This window comes from Desulfothermobacter acidiphilus, assembly GCF_052073645.1.
Classification (GTDB): Bacteria; Bacillota; Desulfotomaculia; order Desulfotomaculales; family Ammonificaceae; genus Desulfothermobacter; species Desulfothermobacter acidiphilus.
On the sequence record NZ_CM125440.1, the window covers coordinates 1,688,889 to 1,706,989 of the forward strand.

Sequence of the window (18,101 nt, forward strand, 5' to 3'; positions counted from 1 at the left end):
ACCTTAATTGCCGATTAATTTATTTACCTTAGCTGCAGCTTCCTTCAGGGCTTCCGCTGCCGGCTGGCGACCGCCGAGGATGGCGTCCCTGGCATCTAGAAGGACCTGTTCGGCCTGAAGACCGTTATTGCCCGGAAAACTTACCCAGGGCACAGCGTCGGGGAGCTGGGCTACTGCTGGCTTCATTAACGGATTATGATCCATAAAAGGTTTCAGGTACCTGGGATCGTCGGTTACATCTTGCCGGGGTGGAAGATAGCCGGTGCCTTTGGTCCAGGTGGTTAGAGCCTCAGGGGATTCCAGGTACTTAATGAATTCCCAGGCAGCCTTTTGCTGATCAGGATTTTTAGCAAATATAAACAGGGCATTACCTCCAGCAGGAACTCGGCGCGGTTTATTACCGAAGGTTGGGAAAGGAGCCGTTAAAACCTTAAACTTACTGGAAGTTTCAATATAATTTCTCTTGGCAATAGTCGTAATATACATTCCTACTTTCCCCGTAACAAAGGCCTGGGTGCCTTCCTCCCAAGTAGCGTGCAGAGCTGTCTTATCTTTTAAAACCATGTCCGCCAGTAACTGGTAAGCTTCAATGGCCTCGGGACTATCAAAAGTAGCCCTGACCTTGGCACCCGTTCTGGTCAGTATCTGAGCGCCATTAGATTCCATCATGGCTTGCTGAGCCCAGTTATCGGCAGGCTCCTGCACATAAAGGCCGTAGTTGCCGGTTTTCTCTTTGATTGTCCTGGCCATATCCCTTACTTCAGCCCAGGTTTTGGGTGGATTTTGCGGGTCCAGGCCAGCTGCTTTAAAAATGTCGGCGTTATAATAGAGGACAGGGTTGCTGATGGAATAGGGCATACCTTCAAGTTTGCCGTTAACCCGGCCCAGATCTAGGATGTTAGGCGAGAAGTTACTTAGAAAAGCTTGTCCTTCAGGATCTTTTTTAGCGGCCTCCTCCACCGGTAGGTGGGGCAAGTTGGCAGTCGCATAATCCAAAAAATTGTACCCTATTTGAGCTACTGCTGGCGGGTGCCCCGCCGCTATGGCAGCTTGTAAATTTTGCATTAGTCCAAGGTACATATTGGGTTGAAACTTTTCAACCACTTTAATGTCCGGGTGCTGCTCGTTAAACTTCTGCACCAGATCGCGGACGGTCTGCCCGCCGAAATTCTCCGAGTTGACGTGCCAGTATTCAATTGTTGTTACCTTTGCTCCGGTACCGGTACCGTTGCTCCCGGATACTTTGGTGCCGGTCCCGCAACCGGTTACCAGGCTACTCATCAGGATAGTAACCAACAGAGTAGAACTTAAAATTTGGCGCCAGTTTAAGGACATTGTCTCTTTTCCCCCTTGCCAAAAATTCTTTGCAGATAATTGATCCCCGTTAACACCTCCGGTAGAGGAACTTGGTAATACTCCAAAACCAAAGCCGGTTTCGCAGGACTGCGGCTTAGAGCATCCCATACAGGTTGGAAATTAATCTTGCCCATGCCTAGCGGCAGGTGCTCATCGGCTTGTCCCCGGTTATCGTGGAGGTGCAAAGCTACCAGTCTTTCTCCCAGTTGCCCTATAACGCGGGGGATATCCCAACCATTAAGGTAAGCGTGCCCAACATCCAACAGGGCTACAATTCCATCAATTTCATAAATCAGGCTTACAAACTCCTGGGAATCATACAATTGAGTAGGCCCATAACCTACATTTTCTACCGCCAGCTTCACACCAGCCTGCTGGGCTTTCCTTGCCAGCAAGTCAAGAGCTTCTTTTACTCGCTGGGAGGCCCGGGCGCGGTTAAACATATGGCTGCTATAATTATGGGGATGGATAACCACATACTCACATTCCAGCTCAGGCGCGCTTTCTATAGTGTGTTGTAGTATTTTCAGGGTTAGTTCACGAATAGAGGAGTATTCTGAAGCCAGGTTTAGATCAAAAAAGGGAGCATGAAGGCTGCGCGGACCTTTATGGTTGCGGAGATATTCTTTTGTATAATTAATTCCATTATTAAAATCCTGCCACTCAGGCCCCTCAGCAAAGATCTCAATACCAGTTCCCTGAGCTATTAAAGCCTCGCGCTCTTCGGGTTGTACCAGGACCAATGTACTGACAAAAATACGCTTATTTAATGGGAACACGACCGTTACCTCCCCTTCTATTACCTCAAAAGACTACTAATTTTCGCTACAGTCTCTGGCAATGCTTCCTCCGAACTCTGGCACCCGCCCAATACAGCATTGATGGCGGTAATTCTCAGCTGTTCGACCTTCACCTATTACCACCCTGAAAACTAGGCCAGGAAAGCATATTAGGCACTTGCACAAGCGCCAGCTGTATTAATTGTTACTAACAGGGTGATCCATAAGGATTTATGCCACCTGCAATTTATCGTTTCCTCCCTCCCACTTTGCTTGCCAATTGAGATCATACAATAGAAATGTTACATTCGAGTTAAATACTGATTAATCTTAAATTAAGACGTAGAAAACGATGTACTTGCCAGTCCAAGGACGGCATACTAGGCGATCAGCTGATCGCCTAGTATGCGTTTGTGATTACGGTATTTAAGGGGGGGCGGAGCGGGACCAGAACAGCACCTCCAGGATGGTGCCGACCAGCACGGCATTGTAGACTTTGAGGAAGGGCGACCTCAGGACAACGGTTACCACGAAGCGGGCAGCGAAGAAGCCAAGCGTCACCAGTTCTATTGTTTTCCCCTGCCGATGCGCCAGAAGGCGTTTAGAGGTTAGTGCTGACGCTAGATCAGCCGTAACGTCCGTCGTCCGAAGTCCATGTCGGACAGTGCCCAGGACAGAATCCAGGGCAAAAGGCGAAGAAGATCCAGAGCATTTCCCGAGGGTCGCAAGAGCATTTCTTTTTCTCACTTCCGCACACAAAGGGTTGCCCTGAACCGGAAAATGTCCGATCTTCTTCTATCCGCCAAGATTTGCTCTACTCAACGGCCGTGGGGAGCCTGGATAGGGTCGGACGCAGCAGGGTGAGCTCGGCACAAGAAAAAAAAGCGGTATCCCCAAAGGATACCGCCGCTGAGTTCGCGAAAAACTTAGCTTTTCTTGGGCATGAGCCCGCGCGGGGTGTACTTGGTATGCAGGAGCTCGTGTGATTTGTGACTGAGCGGTTTCTCCAGGAAGTCCTGGTAGATCTTCTTGATGTCGGGGTTTTCGTGCGACTTGCGGTAGGGCAGTTTCTTGTCCCGTTCGTAAATACCCGCTATCCGCTGCTCCCTTATCTCCGTGGTGGTGGGAATGGGCTGGCCCCCGCCACCAATACAGCCACCCGGACAGGTCATCACCTCGATGAAGTGATAGTCCTTGAGCTCCCCAGCCTTGAGCTTCTCCATCAGCATCCGCGCGTTGCCCAGACCGTGAGCCACCAACACTCTAACTGTGGTGCCGTTAAGATCCACCGCCGCCTCCTTGATGCCTTTCATACCGCGCACTTCGGTAAAGTCCAGCTTGGGTAGCGTCTTGCCGGTGGCGAGTTCGTAGGCCGTCCGCAAAGCCGCCTCCATCACGCCGCCGGTAGCGCCGAAGATCTGACCCGCACCGGTGCCGGTGCCGAAGGGATCGTCATAATTTTCGTCAGGCAGGTTGGCAAAGTCCAAACCAGCCACCTTGATCATCCGGCCGAGTTCGCGCGAGGTCAGCACCACATCCACGTCCTGGTAACCGGAAGCCTTCATTTCCGGACGAGCAGCCTCGAACTTCTTGGCCGTGCAGGGCATGATGGAAACCATGAAGACGTCCTTGGGATCAAGGCCCTTCTTCTGAGCGTAATAGGTTTTGGTTATGGGGCCTAGCATCTGCTGGGGGGACTTGCAGCTGGAGATGTGGGGGATGAGCTCGGGGTAAAAATGCTCCAGGAACTTGATCCAGCCCGGCGAGCAGGAAGTGAACTGCGGCAACACCCCGCCCTTCTGAATCCTCTCCAGGAGCTCCGAACCCTCTTCCATGATGGTGAGGTCGGCAGAAAAGTTGGTGTCGAAAATGGCGTCGAAACCCAGGCGCCGCAAGGCCGCCACTATCTTCCCGGTGGCGTCCGTCCCCACCGGCATACCGAACATCTCACCGATGGTCACGTGCACCGCCGGAGCCGTCTGCACCACCACGTGCTTGTTGGGATCAGCCAGGGCCGCCCAGACCTTGTCGGTGTCGTCCCGCTCGTAAATGGCGCCCACCGGGCAGACCAGGGCGCACTGCCCGCACTGCACGCAATTGGTCTCGGCTAGGGGAACGTTTCCCTTGATCCCTACAATGGCTTGCCCGTCCACCCTCTGGAGCTCGTACACTCCCACCGTCTGTACCTGCTCGCAGACAGTCACGCAGCGCCGGCAGACGATGCACTTATTGGGGTCGCGGATAATGCCCACCGAAGAATCATCAACGGGGAATTCGCGCCGAATTCTGGGAAAGCGGACTTCCCGGATGTTGAACTGCGCCGCCAGGTTCTGGAGCTCGCAGTTGCCGTTGCGGGGACAGGTGGGGCATTCCATGGGGTGGTTGGCTAGAATGAGCTCCAAGGTGGTGCGCCGCGCTTCTCGCACCGCCGGGGTGTTGGTGCGCACCACCATGCCCTCCTCCACCGGCGTGTTACAGGCAGTCACGAAGTCGCGCTGCCCCTCCACCTCCACAATACAAATGCGACAGGCTCCCACATCGTGACCGATGTCCTTAAGATAACAAAGAGTGGGAATATTTACCTGCACTTTTTTGGCCGCCTCCAGGATGGTGGAACCCCGCGGTACCTCAACCTTACGACCGTCAATAATCAGACTAACCATTAAAACTCCCCCCATCCTTTACGCTTCGCAAAGCAACAGGCGCAGAAAGCGAGCGCTTAACCGCCCCATCTTGCACTTAGCCGCGCTAGCCATCACGTCCAGAGTTTGGCGCAGCAGAGCCTTCTCTTCCACCGTGGCCGTGCCTTCCGCCAATTTCTGTACCAGCCCGGTAACCTGCAACATCCCATTGAATCCCGGCAAACACTCCCCGCAGCACTCCTCCCGCGCCAGCGTCACGAAGTCCACCGCTACCTGAGACGAAGCCATACTCTCCCCCTCCTTTATTTGGTTCCAGCTTTAAGAGCCTGCCAACTTAACCGGGGTGTGTAGTGTGTATGTAGCAGTTCGTGCGACTTATGACTGAGTGGCCGGCCCAGGAACTCCTCGTAAAGCTTTTTAATGTCGGGGTTTTCATGCGACTTGCGGTAGGGCAGTTTCTTGTCCCGTTCGTAAATACCCGCTATCCGCTGCTCCCTTATCTCCGTGGTGGTGGGAATGGGCTGGCCCCCGCCACCAATACAGCCACCCGGACAGGTCATCACTTCGATGAAGTGGTAGTCCTTGAGTTCCCCAGCCTTGAGCTTCTCCATCAGCATCCGCGCGTTGCCCAGACCGTGAGCCACCAACACTCTAATTGTGGTGCCGTTAAGATCCACCGCCGCCTCCTTGATGCCTTTCATACCGCGCACTTCGGTAAAGTCCAGCTTGGGTAGCGTCTTGCCGGTGGCGAGTTCGTAGGCCGTCCGCAAAGCCGCCTCCATCACGCCGCCGGTAGCGCCGAAGATCTGACCCGCACCGGTGCCGATGCCGAAGGGATCGTCATAATTTTCGTCAGGCAGGTTGGCAAAGTCCAAACCAGCTTCCCTGATCATCCGCCCCAGCTCCCTGGAGGTCAGCACGATGTCCACGTCCCGGTAACCGGAAGCGTTCATTTCCGGACGAGCAGCCTCGAACTTCTTGGCCGTGCAGGGCATGATGGAGACCGAGACGATATTGGCAGGGTTAATCCCCTTGAGCTGGGCATAGAAAGTCTTCACCACCGCACCAAACATCTGCTGGGGGGACTTGCAGCTGGAGATGTGGGGGATGAGCTCGGGGTAAAAATGCTCCAGGAACTTGATCCAGCCCGGCGAGCAGGAAGTGAACTGCGGCAACACCCCGCCCTTCTGAATCCTCTCCAGGAGCTCCGAACCCTCTTCCATGATGGTGAGGTCGGCAGCGAAGTTGGTGTCGAAGATGGCGTCGAAACCCAAGCGCCGCAAGGCCGCCACTATCTTCCCGGTGGCGTCCGTCCCCACCGGCATACCGAACATCTCACCGATGGTCACGTGCACCGCCGGAGCCGTCTGCACCACCACGTGCTTGTTGGGATCAGCCAGGGCCGCCCAGACCTTGTCGGTGTCGTCCCGCTCGTAAATGGCGCCCACCGGGCAGACCAGGGCGCACTGCCCGCACTGCACGCAATTGGTCTGATCGAGATAGCGACCTCCCACGGGAGCCACCGTAGCAGTAAACCCCTTGCCCTGCAGAGCGATAGCCCCCACCGTCTGGATGATACCGCATACACTCTCGCAGCGCCGGCAGACGATGCACTTATTGGGGTCGCGGATAATGGCCACCGTGGAGGTGTCTAACGGAAGTTCTTCGCGGGGCAGCGCTGGCAGCCGGAGACCGCGAATATTAAACTGCGCCGCCAGGTTCTGGAGCTCGCAGTTACCGTTGCGGGGACAGGTGGGGCATTCCATGGGGTGATTGGCTAGAATGAGCTCCAGAGTCATGCGCCGCGACTCTCGCACCGCCGGGGTGTTGGTGCGCACCACCATGCCTTCCTCCACCGGCGTGTTACAGGAGGTAACCAGTTCTTCGCGGCCTTCCACTTCCACCACGCAGATGCGGCAAGCCCCCACCGCATTAATGCCTTCCAGGTAGCACAAAGTAGGGATCTTTATTCCTACTTTCTGGGCCGCTTTGAGAATACTAATATCTTTGGGTACAGTTACCTCAATACCGTCAATAGTCAAGGTGACTTCAGCCACTTTTCCCCCTCCTATCCAACAATGGTCTGCCAACCGGGATTGGGAGCGACCGTTTTAGGCCGCTGGCCTTCCTGGTAAGCTTTCAACTCGTCTTGGAAACGCTGCCATAGCTTCTCCGTAACCAGACCCGCCACCCGACCAAGACCGCACTTAGAGCCCTGCTTCAGGGTGCGAGCCACTTCCTGGATCACCGCGTCGTTGGGCGCCTCTCCGCCGTTGCCCATAAGGTTTAACACGTCAAGCAGGTACTTGGTGCCGATGGGACAGGGACGGCATTCGGCGCAGGACTCAGCCTGCACGTACTCCATAAAATACTTGACGATATCCACCACCGAAACGGAATCGTCCAAGAAGACTTTGCCCGCCGAACCCAGCACCGAAGCCGCCTTACCCAACTCGTCCCAATCGGGAGGGATCTCGTCCACCTGAATGGGACCCAAAGCGCGAATCTGCTCAGTGAACTCCGTCACCACCGCGCCAAAACGCGCTCCTTCGGCTGCCGAAATCCACTCCAGCCGTACCCGCTCCGGCTCGATGCCGAAGAGCTCTACCAGGCGTTTAGTGAGATTAAACCGGCGATGAGCGTAATAATTCCCCTTAACGTAGTGGCAGTCACCCGGGTGACAACCGGCTACCAGCACTCCATCGGCGCCGGAGAAAAGGGCCTTCAGGACAAAGCGGGGATCCACCCGCCCAGAGCACATCACCCGTATGATGCGGATGTTGGGTGGATATTGCACCCGGGATACACCGGCCAGATCGGCACCGGCGTAACTACACCAGTTGCATAGAAACCCAATAATGCGGGGCTCAAAAGAAGACAAGAACCTCACTCCTTTCTGATGTTTTTGAACACCGAGGTTTTATTCGGTAAAAGAAAGAAGGCTCAGCTTTCGGCTAGACGACGGCGGGAAAGAGAAAAACCGGGACGCCAAGTCTCGCTCGCAGGATTGTCTTTGGTCTCTACCCCTTTCCGCTGGCGAAGTTCTTCTGCCACCTGGTTTATCATCATGTCGATCAGGTGGGGCAAAGGTTCGGTTGAGGCTCCAACTATCTCCACGTTGGCGCGATTTAAATGGAGGAGTATTTTCTTGGCCGAACTCCGAGCCACCGCTTCGGCCATTCGCGGAGTAAACTCACCCAACATGCTGTGAGCAATAACCGAAGCGATGGTACCAAGCACTACATCCACCCGCTCCACATTAAACACCAAAGCATTCTCGCCGCTAGCTCCGTCGTTCGCGCCCGCCCGCAGCATCTCCGCTGTGGCAATGGCATTAGTACCCAGAGCGATTATCTCTACCTCTTCTTTGGGCAGGGCTTTGCGTAGCTTCTCTACGATCACCCTGCCTATACCCCCCCCCTGACCGTCAATTACCGCTACCCGCAACATACTTGTTCCCCCTCAAAACCAAACTTGAAAGATTTGCCTTCCGAGGCAAAAGAAAACGGCTACCTGGCCCGCTTCGACGGACTTTTCTGGCTGGCCTTCGTAGCCGCTCCTGAAAATTTATAGCTGTGGCGGCAACCTCAATCCGGCGACCTCTTTGGAGATACTTGGCGGAACCTTCGCGGCTCCTTGACTACACTAATTACCTATTCGCCGGGACAACGCAAAATCCTCCTCCACCGAGCAAAAATTTCGCTCACAACAGCCCCTCCTCCTGCAACCGTGCTCCCGGCTGCGACAGCGCTGTGGTTACCAAACTCACGGCTTCACCCAGCCGGCAAGCTGCTTCCCCTGGACGCCCCAAGTGAAGTTCCCAGATCACCTCGCGCAGCCGCGTCCCAGCTTCTTTGAACTTAGGGTGACCAGTTACCTCGTAGGCGAATTGCGCCTCCTGCTGCACCCGCTCTAGAAAGAGACGATAAAATTTGCGCCCCCCTTCGCCCAGTTCCGGCTGCTGCACCTGCTCCAAAAGCGCCGTGGCCATGAGCAGAGCTCCCTTCACCCGCTCACCGAACATAAAGGTGGTAAACGCCTCTTTCAGCGTCAAAGCCATCGCCACCGCCTCTTTCTCCCTTTTCTTTAAGTGTACCACCTCGGTAAGATCCCGGAAAGAAAAAAAACCAGCCGGGCAGAACCCGGCCTTAGCAAAAACAAGGGGGGATAACAGCTTTATAAGACGCGGAAACGCGCGGTACGACGCGAATGTTTCCGCAGGTCCAGCAAATGAATAGCGCAAGCCAGACAGGGATCAAAAGAACGCACCACCCGAACGGGCTCAATAGGGTTTCGCGGGTCCTTCACCGGAGTGCCCATCAAAGCCTGCTCGATGGGGCCGAGTTGACCCCGGTCGTCCCGGGGGCTAGCGTTCCAGGTGGTAGGCACCACCGCCTGGTAATTGGCCACCAAGTGGTTCTTAATTTCAATCCAGTGCCCCAGCGCTCCTCGCGAGGCTTCGGTAAGGCCCATGCCGTGCCCTTCCGATGGCACCTGCGCCGGGTAATAAACAGGCTCTCCTGGTTTGAGTTGCCCCACCCATTCCAGCATAGCGTGGGCCACCCGGCTGCATTCTAGAGCTCTGGAATAATGTCTTCCCAGCACAGAAAAGGCCTTCTCCCCCAAGGAATAAATCTCAGGGACTTTATTGACCCAGGAGCGGGCTAGCGGCCCCACTTCCATGGGATGCCCTTGGTAACGAGGAGCTTTGATCCAAGAATAAGCTCCCGCCTTGCGCGGCTGAGGAACCGTTTCACCCCGGGCGGGAGGGAGGCCAGAAGTGTCGTTAGCGTACCAGGAATATTTCACATCCTCCACTATTCGGTTGGGGTCAAAAGTTCCGAACTGGCCGTTGATGTAAACGCCGGGCCGGATAAAGAGATCGCGCCGGCCCGCCTCCCCGTCCGCCTGGGGAAAACCACCGTAAGCCAACATGTTACCGCAACCCCGGCCTATGTCCCAGTAATCGCTGTAATACTCGGCCACCGTCTTTACGTCTGGGACATAAATGCCGTCGATAAACTGGATGAGCTCCTGCAAATACTTGCGGCACTCGGCTATGTCGGCCTCGGTCACCGGCTGGGTAGCCCCACCTGGGACAAACACCATAGGGTGGGGGGCTTTGGCCCCCAGAACAGCCAGCAGTTCATGCGCGCGGCGCCGGGCGTTAAGCGCTTCCAGGTAATGCTGAACCATCTCCTGGTTGACCTTGGGCGGCAGCCGGTAATCACCCTCCCCCCCATAACGAGGAACAAAAGGAGGGGTGTCCGGACCTTTGACGTAGTCTAGAGCGGCCAGAGTGTAGAAATGCAGGATATGCGACTGCAACCAGTTAGAGGCTTGAATAAGATTGCGAATGATGCGCCCATTGGGAGGGACTTTCGCCTGGAATGCATCGTCGAGGCATAGGACCGAAGCTACACCGTGTGAGAGCGGGCATACCCCACAGATCCTCTGGGTAATGTGCTGGGCATCGCGAGGATCCCGCCCTTTCATGATGATCTCGATCCCCCGGAAGAGGGTTCCCGAAGACCAGGCGTTTACCACCTTGCCGTTCGCCACCTCCACTTCGATCCTGAGGTGGCCCTCAATCCGGGTCATGGGGTCAACGATGACCTTCGTAGCCACTTTCCCCTTCCCCCTACCCGCTATTTCTTTAGCACCAGCATAGTATAACGTTAAATTAATAGTCAAATAATTTTTTGTTATAATCAAGTGTTCCAAGACCAGCACAGCCCGGCCAGGCTCAACAAAGCCGCCCCTACCATTACCGCAGCGTAACCCCAGTAATAGGCCAATACACCACCCAGCAAAGGCCCCAGAGCTCCGCAAAGGTTGATGATGCCCACTAACACTCCAGCTGCAGTGCCCCGGCCTTCTCCCTGGCGCAAAAGCACGGAAAGCGCACCTATGTACATAGTGGACCACGCCGCCGCCAGCAAGAGCTGCACCGGGTAAACCTGGTAAAAGATCTTCAGGCAGGGATAGAGAAGAAACACCAGCACTGACAATCCCATGCCGGCGCGAAACAGGCGATACCCATCGCCTCTTTCCACCACTCCCATTAACAATGACTGGCCCAAGTAATTAGTCATGACCGCCATACCTATCCAGAACTTGCTTGCCCCCAACTGCTGGAGATACAAAGGAAAGATAATCCAGACCGAAGAGGCACCCAAGTGGCGCAAAAAGAAAGGAAGATAAACGCGGTGGTGGCGCACAAGCACCTCCCAGAAAGAAGGGTGGCTCACTTTCCCCAGTAAAAATTTTTCCTCCAGACGCCAACTAAGGCAAAAAGCCAGCCAACACACCAAAGCGCTGAGAAGAAAGATAAGCTGATAGTTGCGTAGCAGTGCAGCCAGGAAGGAGCCGGCGATCCACCCGGCAGCGCACCAGGCGCTATAGCGGCCTATGCTTCCCCGATTCTCGTAGGCCATAACCAGCAACGCCCCGGTCACCACCCCCAGAGCAAAGCCAACCATTGCCCGCAGCCAGGCCAGAGCTATAACGCTGCCGGCCAGCATTTGAGCAGCAAAACCTAGAGCGCTGAGGGCCAGGCCCAGGCGCACAAAACGCAGGCGCCCTTTAAGATCGGCTTGACGGCCGAACCAAAAGGCAGCGATAAAATAAGCCAGGCCGTAAGCCCCGCCCACTAACCCTACTCCTAAAGCGTTACCCCCCAGTTCCACGGTGAGCAAAGGGATAAACACGCGTGAGGCTTCGGTTGCCAGGTAGAGGAGAAAACCCAGAAGGCTAGGAGGCGTTATTATCACCCCGTTGTTTGGACGGCTCAATTATACCGGTGGAAACCAGGAGGCGTATCGCCTCCTCCGGCGAGAGATCCAAAGCTATAACCTCTTTCCTGGGCACCAGGATGAGAAACCCAGAAACCGGCAGCGGCACGTGAGGTATTAACACCTTGACCATCTCCTCTTCCGCCACCTGGCTTAAACAATTACCGGCCTCCCCCACCACGAAGCCTATGGCCCAACTGCCCCGCCGGGGGAATTCCACCAGCACTACCTGCCGGAATACCTGCTTGCGCTCCTCGCTGAAAGTGTCCACTATCTCCTTAGCGGTCCTGTAAACCGTATTCACCAGAGGAATGCGAAAGACCAAGGCCTCCCAGTAAGCCAGTAGACGCCGACCGATAACGTTGGTGGCTAGCATTCCTACCAGCAAAATGACCAGGATGCTAATGACCACCCCAATACCGGGAATATGGTAAGGGGTAAAATAACTCACCAGCTTGCCAGCAAAACTATCTATAAAAGAAAAAAGCTTCCATAAAACAAAAACGGTAGCCGCGCCCGGCAGAAGAACGGCCAATCCGGTGAGCAAATAGTTGCGCAGGTTACGCTGCATAATTCAGGGCGGATGACCTATACCGCCTCTTCACCTCCTAGCGGAGCTCTTTTATTTTCTTCTTCTGCTCAGCGAGAATGTTTTCGTATTGGGAGTTCAACTCCCCCTCCAAACGCAACCATTCTTCTTGAAAAAGCGGGTGCTGTTCTGGCTCTATTTTTACTCTCACCCCCAGCTGGCGCTCCATGGCGTTCTGAGCGTTGGCCAGCCGGGCCGCAAAGTTCTCCTTGAAGTTGCGGTAAGCGTGATCCCGGGCCTGAGCGTAATAACTGAACAAGTAGTCCAGTTCCTTAAAAAGATGGCGCAAGGTGGCCTGACTTTCTTTCAACAGCAATAACCCCTCCATGACCCGGCGGTTAGTGTGCTGCGCCGCTTCGTTCCTGGGAAGTTGAAGGTTTTGCAACAAGGTTTCCTCTACCCCTTGGCGGACGTAGCGAGCCGCTGTGCCAGTGTAAGCTCTAAGAGCCTGGAGCAAATCAAAGTCTTTCTCCTGTAAAAACCTGGCCGCCAGCGCCCGGCCCTGAGGCACGTAATCCAGACTTTCGGTGTCCACCCCTTCTAAATTGAGTTGGGCCACTCTCTCCATGGCCTTTTCTAAAGCCGTTTTTATTTTTTTATCCATGCTGATTTAACCCTCCCATTTACCTTTCTTTTTAGCCCGCAGGCGCTCGATTAATTCATCATAACTCAGGGTATTGATTACTTGTTCCCGCGTGAGCCAGGCGCGCCGGGCCACCCCCACGCCTAACTCCATGAATTCCATCTGCTCCAGGAGGTGGGCATCGGTCCCGATGACAAATCGCACTCCCTGAGCGGCTGCAGCTCGGGCGTTGACGTCGTTGAGATCCAGACGCTTGTAGTAAGCGTTGATCTCCATCCAGGTGCCGGTGCGGGCGGCCTCGGCGAAGATCTGTTCCAGGTCGAGCTCATAAGGCTCGCGCTCCCCCAATAGACGCCCCGTAGGGTGAGCGATAGCGTGGACGTGAGGATTACGAATGGCAGCCAGCAAGCGCTGTGTCTGGGCCTGCCGGCTCTGCTTGAATCCCATATGGATAGCCGCCACTACCACGTCGAGCTGGGCCAGCACCTCGTCGGCATAGTCCAGGGTGCCATCAGCGAGAATATCTACCTCGGTGCCGCACAAAAGCTTAACTCCCGAGCTCTGGGCGTTAAGGCGAGCCACAGCTTCGCGCTTCTTCCACAGGGTGGGCACGTCCAGCCCCCCAGCCACCTTCAGGGAGGGAGAATGATCGCAAACCGCCACCCATTGCAGCCCCAGAGCTCGAGCTTTATCCGCTATTTCCTCCAGAGTGGACGCTCCATCACTGTAGCGCGAGTGGACGTGAAAGTCTCCCTTGATGTCGCTGAGCTTTACCAGCTCCGGCAACCTTCCTTCCAGCGCTGCCTCGATTTCCCCCCAATCCTCCCTTATCTCAGGGGGAATGTAGGGAAGCCCAACCGCGACGTAAACCTCCTCCTCAGTTAGCCCCGCTATCCGCTCCTCCCCTCGGAAAACCCCGTACTCGTTCACCTTCAAACCTTGCCTAACGGCCAGTTCTCGCACCCGGATATTATGCGCCTTGGACCCGGTAAAGTAACAAAGGGCCGCCCCGTAACTTTCCGGAGAGACCACCCGCAGATCGATCTGTAGGCCGTCACCAGTGCGAACGCTAGCCTTGGTAGGACCCTGAGCCAACACTTCGGCCACCAAAGGCATACCGGTAAAAGCGTTGATGACCGCCTCCGGCCGCCGGCTGGCAGCCAGAATGTCCACATCGCCCACCGTCTCTTTGAAGCGGCGGATGCTGCCAGCCACATCCACCCTCTCCGCTGGCGTGTTCTGGCGCAGCCAATCTACCACCGAGCGAGCCAAGGGAAGAACCAACCCCAGCGGCCGCCGCTCCTCCACAGCTCGCAAAAGGGCGATACCTCGCCGTATGTTTTCTTCGGTCTTGGCACCGATACCCGGTAAGCCTTTAAGCTTCCCTTCCCGGGCCAGCTGCTCTAATTCTGCCAGACTTTTAATGCCCAGCTGCTGATGCAAAAGCTTGGCGGTTTTAGGGCCGATTCCAGGAACTTGGAGAATATCCACCAGCCCCGGCGGCACTTTCTGCTTCAATTCCTCGTATTTCTGCAAGGTGCCAGTAGCTAAGATTTCCTCGATCTTCCGAGCCAATTCTTTGCCAATACCGGGGATCTTGGTGAGTTCCCCCCGAGCGGCAATGTCCGCGATATCCTCCGGCAGGTTTTCGATATTTTGGACGGCGCGTTGGTAAGCTCGAATACGGTAAGGGTCTTCGCCCAAGATCTCCATGATAGCTGCCAATTGACGGAAAATGGCACATACCTCAGCGTTACGCATTATAACTCCAGCACCTCGCCGGTGATGGCAAAACGGAAGCGAGCTCCAAAAATCCCTTTCAGACGGGCTGCCACCGGCAAACCGGTGCAGTGATTAGCCGCTAATAGATCTAGATCCAGTTCCATGAGATATTTGATAGTGTTCTCCAACTGCTCCAGCCCCACCGGACCCAGGTGGGTCCCTCCAACAACGGCCGCCACCTTGCTCACCCCCGTGACTTCCCGAGCGTGCTCGATAATGTTCACCACCCCGGCGTGAGCGCAACCCAGCAATATCACCAGCCCCCCGGGGGTACAGACGAACAGGCTCAAATCGTCGGCCAGGGGATCGGGAATTCTTTTCCCTCCCTGCAACACGTACATCCGCTCGTCGCCTCGCTCGAAGTCCGTACGCCGCGGGACCTCGCCGCTAAGCCACAGACCGGGGAAGAGCTCCAGAGGCTCCCGAACCCAGTGAAACTCCGCTCCGGCGGCCTCCAGCTCTTCCCGGCGGTAAGGAATCCCTATATAACGGTCCACAGGAGAAGAAACCCGATGCGAACTAAAAACGTCCGGGTGAGCGTAAACGGGTGAGCGACGACCGATCCGCTCCAGCGCTGCCCGTAAACCACCGGTATGATCGTAATGCCCGTGGCTCAACACCACAGCTTCGGCAGCGCTCAAATTCACTCCCAGGAACTGCGCGTTGCTCACCACCGCCCCCCGCTGTCCAGCATCGAAAAGCAAACTATGACCCTCGTGTTCCACCCAGAAGCTGAGCCCATGTTCACCGATAAGCCCCAGAGGCTTACCCACGCTATTTTCCACCAGCACCGTAACCCGCATCCGCTTCCCCTCTCTTTACTTTAAAGTGAAAAGCCAGATGATAATCTCGAAAGCGATAAGCAAGACGATAGCTATATCGATAACCATGAATCGATGGGTGATAATCTCGTCGCTCAGCAAAGAATAATTGCGCTCCACCACCTGGATCTTGCGGTTGATGCTCTCCAGCCATTCTTCTACCCGAAAAATCTTCAGAGCCGCTGTGTAAACTCGCAGGTAGTAAATGTCTTGCGTCACCTTTAGCGCGTTCTCCACTCGCGCAGTTACTTCGGTGATCTCTACCATCAACTCCATCAGGCGCCGCATAATGCCGCGGTACTGCCTCAACCGCCGGTAACCGCCCCTACCCGCTTCTTCTAATGCATCATACATGGCCGCTAGTTCCCGGTCAAGCACGCTATCGTAATAGCGGAGCTCCAGAAGCTGCGCGTTGGCAAACTCCAGCAGATCGGCCACATCGCTGGAGTTGGAAGGGTCATGGATGAAAGCCGCGTCCCACGTAACAATAATCTGGTCGGTAGTATAGGAAAAGGAGTTCCGCAGCACTTCCTGCCGCATGGCAGAGCTGACCGGTTCCTTTTCCCCTAACAAGAGGGGCACCGGATCCCAGCCGGCAGGCCAATCCTGGAAGAAAAAGATGAGAAAGTCCTCCACGAAGCCGGAAAAGCCCTCGCCGGTAAGCGCCGGACGAAGTTGAGCCAGCAACTCGTCCCGATAGGCGGCGAACCAAGAGGAAAGGGCCGAAGCCTCGATGGCTGCCGCCGCCAGCGACTGCAAACGCTGATAGCTCATATCGGGCGGGAGCTCCAGCTTGAGCAGTATGCTGAGAACTCCGAAATCGTACAGTCGAGCGCTGGCGGTAACCCGATACGACTGCTCGTCGAGCTCCACCTCGGTTCCCGCCAGTTCCACCGTCAGAGGAGGGTTTTTAATCTCCAACGCCCGGGGCCGCACCTTGGCTAGCCGCATCCGGGACACCGGTTTGTGGAGCGCCAGGATGTTCTCGGCCCGGACCAGATCTATGTCCTGAGCCACGTCGTAAAGCCGGTAAAACCATAAGGAGCCTCGCATTGACTCTTTCCTCCAAGCCTGCTTTGCATCTGTTTTGGTGTTAGAATTTAGCTTAGCCGCACTAGGAGGTGAAAATTTTGTCTCCCCATCGCCATCTCTACTTATTCTCTCTGGCCGTGCTTCCGGTCATGATTTGCTCCGGTATGGTGTACTCAGTGCTGGCCCTTTACTTCTCCCATTTAGGGGCCTCAACCGGAGAAATCGGCTTGATCTACACTACGGGGGCCGCCACCGGAGCTCTCTCCGGTCCCTACCTGGGCCGCCTGGCCGACCGCTACGGCCGCAAACCGGTGATCTTAGGAGCCATGATAGGTTTTCTAGCCATCTTTCTGGGTTACGCCTCCATGCGACAGGTGGGCATCGCTTTCTTGATCCAAGCGCTGGAGGGAGGCGCCTGGGCCGCCCTGGGCACCGCAGCTTCGGCCCTGGTGGCCGATCTCGCTCCACCCGCCAAGCGCGGCTGGGCCATGGGCGTTTACGACCGCACCTGGTTCATCGGGTGGATCATCGGCCCCTCTTTCGGCGGGTTCATCGCCGAGCACCTGGGATTTCGTTGCACCTTCCTAGCAGCTGGCACCCTGCTGCTGGCTGGCATAGTCCTCCTAACCTTTGTTCCCGAACCCCGGCACTCCGAAGAAGCTAGTGGCGGATCGTAAAATCAGTGAACTCGCCCCGCCAAACCCCCCAACTAACTTCCACCCGCTCTACCTGAGCCCATGGAGGCCCCTCGTGGCACCACGCCACCAACCGCTGCACCCTATCCTCCTCCCCCTCCAGCACCGCTTCCACCGTGCCATCGGGGCGATTACGCACCCACCCGGTAAGACCTTCTTCCCGCGCCTTCTCCAGCGTGGAAGCGCGGAAATAAACTCCCTGCACCTTGCCATGCACGATCACGTGCGCTCGGATCAGCTTCAAGAAGCCCCACCTCCGCTATAAATAGCACTCCACAGACTCCGGGGAGAAAGATCGCGTAGTCGCAACTGGTGATAAGAGGTCTTCCTAGCGAAAAGAGTAGGCGGCCAGTCTTTCTTTCGCAGCTGGGGGTGGTGCGAGCTATGCACCCGCCGCGAAGAACTCCACCACCACCGCACCAATTCATCCTCACCCTGGTTGACAATCGCCTGGCGGAGAGCCCAAAAAGAAGGCGCGGCCGGGCAACAGAAAAAAGTCCGGCAAACAAAAGGACGCGCAGAGTACACCCGGCACAGCCGGGATTGGCGGTCCAGAAAAACGCAACGCCCATCGCGCCGGCGTCGCAGGGTGATATCGACTACCGGCCCCCGCACTTCCACCGTGAGATAGCGCTTGACCAAGGTATCTAGGTCCCTGAGCTCCAGGTAAAGCATAAGGTTACGGCAATCCAAATTGGTGAGCGGAGCTCGCTCCGCGCAACAAGCGTCGCAGCCCCGGCAATCTTTATGACCCGGCCGACGCACCCGGGTAAAGGGGTGGCGCCTCCAGGCTGAATCCAAAGCCACCATTAAATCCTCCACCGTGGCTTGTGCTGAGGTCACCTGCACCCTGAATCCCAGCCCCTGGGGGAAATGCTCTGGCACTACCTTCACCCTCAATATGGCACCCCTCCTAGGCATCAGTATACCGCTTAACAATTAAGGCAGAAAGATCCCTCCAGCGCGCTAAGACAGAGTTATCTAGAAAAGCAAAAGCCGGAGCTCTAAGCCCCGTTAGCAGGAAAAAA

Annotated in this window: 19 protein-coding genes and 1 pseudogene; 1 reads left to right on the top strand and 19 read right to left on the bottom strand. The window is 55.9% G+C overall.

The genetic code is table 11. The features are described from left to right. Window positions 1-3: 3 nt before the first annotated feature. The 17 genes and pseudogenes from ACTLLP_RS08485 to ACTLLP_RS08565 all read right to left on the bottom strand — a co-directional run bounded on the left by ACTLLP_RS08485 (window position 4) and on the right by ACTLLP_RS08565 (window position 16,399). Entirely contained in the window at window positions 4-1,335 is a 1,332-nt protein-coding gene (locus ACTLLP_RS08485) for an ABC transporter substrate-binding protein (RefSeq protein ID WP_441058871.1), read from the bottom strand. Beyond that, window positions 1,326-2,135, bottom strand: a complete 810-nt coding sequence (locus ACTLLP_RS08490) for a sugar phosphate isomerase/epimerase family protein (protein WP_441058873.1) — start codon at window positions 2,133-2,135, stop codon at window positions 1,326-1,328. Before ACTLLP_RS08490 ends, ACTLLP_RS08485 begins: the two co-directional genes overlap by 10 nt. 426 nt (window positions 2,136-2,561) lie before the next feature. Continuing rightward, complete coding sequence (locus tag ACTLLP_RS08495; RefSeq protein ID WP_441058875.1) at window positions 2,562-2,696, bottom strand: hypothetical protein; 135 nt, start codon at window positions 2,694-2,696, stop codon at window positions 2,562-2,564. A gap of 365 nt (window positions 2,697-3,061) precedes the next feature. Then, window positions 3,062-4,798: an NADH-dependent [FeFe] hydrogenase, group A6 gene (locus tag ACTLLP_RS08500; RefSeq protein ID WP_441058877.1), complete on the bottom strand. Its 1,737-nt coding sequence runs from the start codon at window positions 4,796-4,798 to the stop codon at window positions 3,062-3,064. 18 nt (window positions 4,799-4,816) lie between these two features. Next, complete coding sequence (locus ACTLLP_RS08505) at window positions 4,817-5,065, bottom strand: NADH-ubiquinone oxidoreductase-F iron-sulfur binding region domain-containing protein (RefSeq protein WP_441058879.1); 249 nt, start codon at window positions 5,063-5,065, stop codon at window positions 4,817-4,819. Between the two features lie 14 nt (window positions 5,066-5,079). Further along, complete coding sequence (locus tag ACTLLP_RS08510; RefSeq protein ID WP_441058881.1) at window positions 5,080-6,834, bottom strand: NADH-dependent [FeFe] hydrogenase, group A6; 1,755 nt, start codon at window positions 6,832-6,834, stop codon at window positions 5,080-5,082. A gap of 11 nt (window positions 6,835-6,845) precedes the next feature. Next, complete coding sequence (locus ACTLLP_RS08515; protein ID WP_441061732.1) at window positions 6,846-7,259, bottom strand: NADH-ubiquinone oxidoreductase-F iron-sulfur binding region domain-containing protein; 414 nt, start codon at window positions 7,257-7,259, stop codon at window positions 6,846-6,848. 6 nt (window positions 7,260-7,265) lie between these two features. Continuing rightward, a pseudogene (locus ACTLLP_RS08520) lies at window positions 7,266-7,667 on the bottom strand (hydrogenase iron-sulfur subunit); the annotation flags it as partial. A 53-nt stretch (window positions 7,668-7,720) separates the two neighbouring features. Then, complete coding sequence (locus ACTLLP_RS08525) at window positions 7,721-8,227, bottom strand: DUF3842 family protein (protein ID WP_441058883.1); 507 nt, start codon at window positions 8,225-8,227, stop codon at window positions 7,721-7,723. Between the two features lie 253 nt (window positions 8,228-8,480). Next, on the bottom strand, window positions 8,481-8,837 hold the full coding sequence (locus tag ACTLLP_RS08530) for a hypothetical protein (protein ID WP_441058885.1): 357 nt from the start codon (window positions 8,835-8,837) through the stop codon (window positions 8,481-8,483). A gap of 116 nt (window positions 8,838-8,953) precedes the next feature. Beyond that, entirely contained in the window at window positions 8,954-10,405 is a 1,452-nt protein-coding gene (locus ACTLLP_RS08535; protein WP_441058887.1) for a nickel-dependent hydrogenase large subunit, read from the bottom strand. Between the two features lie 83 nt (window positions 10,406-10,488). Then, window positions 10,489-11,550 (bottom strand): MFS transporter, encoded by a 1,062-nt coding sequence (locus ACTLLP_RS08540; protein WP_441058889.1) that lies wholly within the window; start codon window positions 11,548-11,550, stop codon window positions 10,489-10,491. Then, entirely contained in the window at window positions 11,531-12,142 is a 612-nt protein-coding gene (locus ACTLLP_RS08545; RefSeq protein WP_441058891.1) for a DUF502 domain-containing protein, read from the bottom strand. Before ACTLLP_RS08545 ends, ACTLLP_RS08540 begins: the two co-directional genes overlap by 20 nt. Window positions 12,143-12,179: 37 nt before the next feature. After that, a complete protein-coding gene (locus tag ACTLLP_RS08550) occupies window positions 12,180-12,764 on the bottom strand; it encodes a DUF6657 family protein (RefSeq protein WP_441058893.1) in 585 nt (194 codons plus the stop codon). 6 nt (window positions 12,765-12,770) lie between these two features. Continuing rightward, window positions 12,771-14,504 carry a DNA polymerase/3'-5' exonuclease PolX gene (polX, locus tag ACTLLP_RS08555; protein WP_441058895.1) on the bottom strand — a complete coding sequence of 578 codons (1,734 nt, stop codon included), beginning with the start codon at window positions 14,502-14,504 and terminating at the stop codon, window positions 12,771-12,773. Further along, window positions 14,504-15,328 (bottom strand): MBL fold metallo-hydrolase, encoded by an 825-nt coding sequence (locus tag ACTLLP_RS08560; protein WP_441058897.1) that lies wholly within the window; start codon window positions 15,326-15,328, stop codon window positions 14,504-14,506. The genes polX and ACTLLP_RS08560 overlap by 1 nt, the downstream gene beginning before the upstream one ends. A gap of 15 nt (window positions 15,329-15,343) precedes the next feature. After that, on the bottom strand, window positions 15,344-16,399 hold the full coding sequence (locus ACTLLP_RS08565; protein ID WP_441058899.1) for a hypothetical protein: 1,056 nt from the start codon (window positions 16,397-16,399) through the stop codon (window positions 15,344-15,346). 77 nt (window positions 16,400-16,476) lie between these two features. Between ACTLLP_RS08565 and ACTLLP_RS08570 the strand changes: the two genes are divergently transcribed. Then, the gene (locus tag ACTLLP_RS08570) at window positions 16,477-17,055 is read left to right on the top strand and encodes an MFS transporter (protein ID WP_441058901.1); all 579 of its coding nucleotides are present in this window, start codon (window positions 16,477-16,479) and stop codon (window positions 17,053-17,055) included. Here ACTLLP_RS08570 and ACTLLP_RS08575 read toward each other — a convergent pair. Together ACTLLP_RS08575 and ACTLLP_RS08580 are read right to left on the bottom strand one after the other, a co-directional pair. Next, the gene (locus ACTLLP_RS08575) at window positions 17,039-17,317 is read right to left on the bottom strand and encodes an acylphosphatase (protein ID WP_441058903.1); all 279 of its coding nucleotides are present in this window, start codon (window positions 17,315-17,317) and stop codon (window positions 17,039-17,041) included. The genes ACTLLP_RS08570 and ACTLLP_RS08575 overlap by 17 nt on opposite strands. Then, window positions 17,314-17,967, bottom strand: coding sequence for a YkgJ family cysteine cluster protein (locus tag ACTLLP_RS08580; protein ID WP_441061735.1), 654 nt, complete (start codon window positions 17,965-17,967; stop codon window positions 17,314-17,316). Before ACTLLP_RS08580 ends, ACTLLP_RS08575 begins: the two co-directional genes overlap by 4 nt. Window positions 17,968-18,101 lie beyond the last annotated feature (134 nt).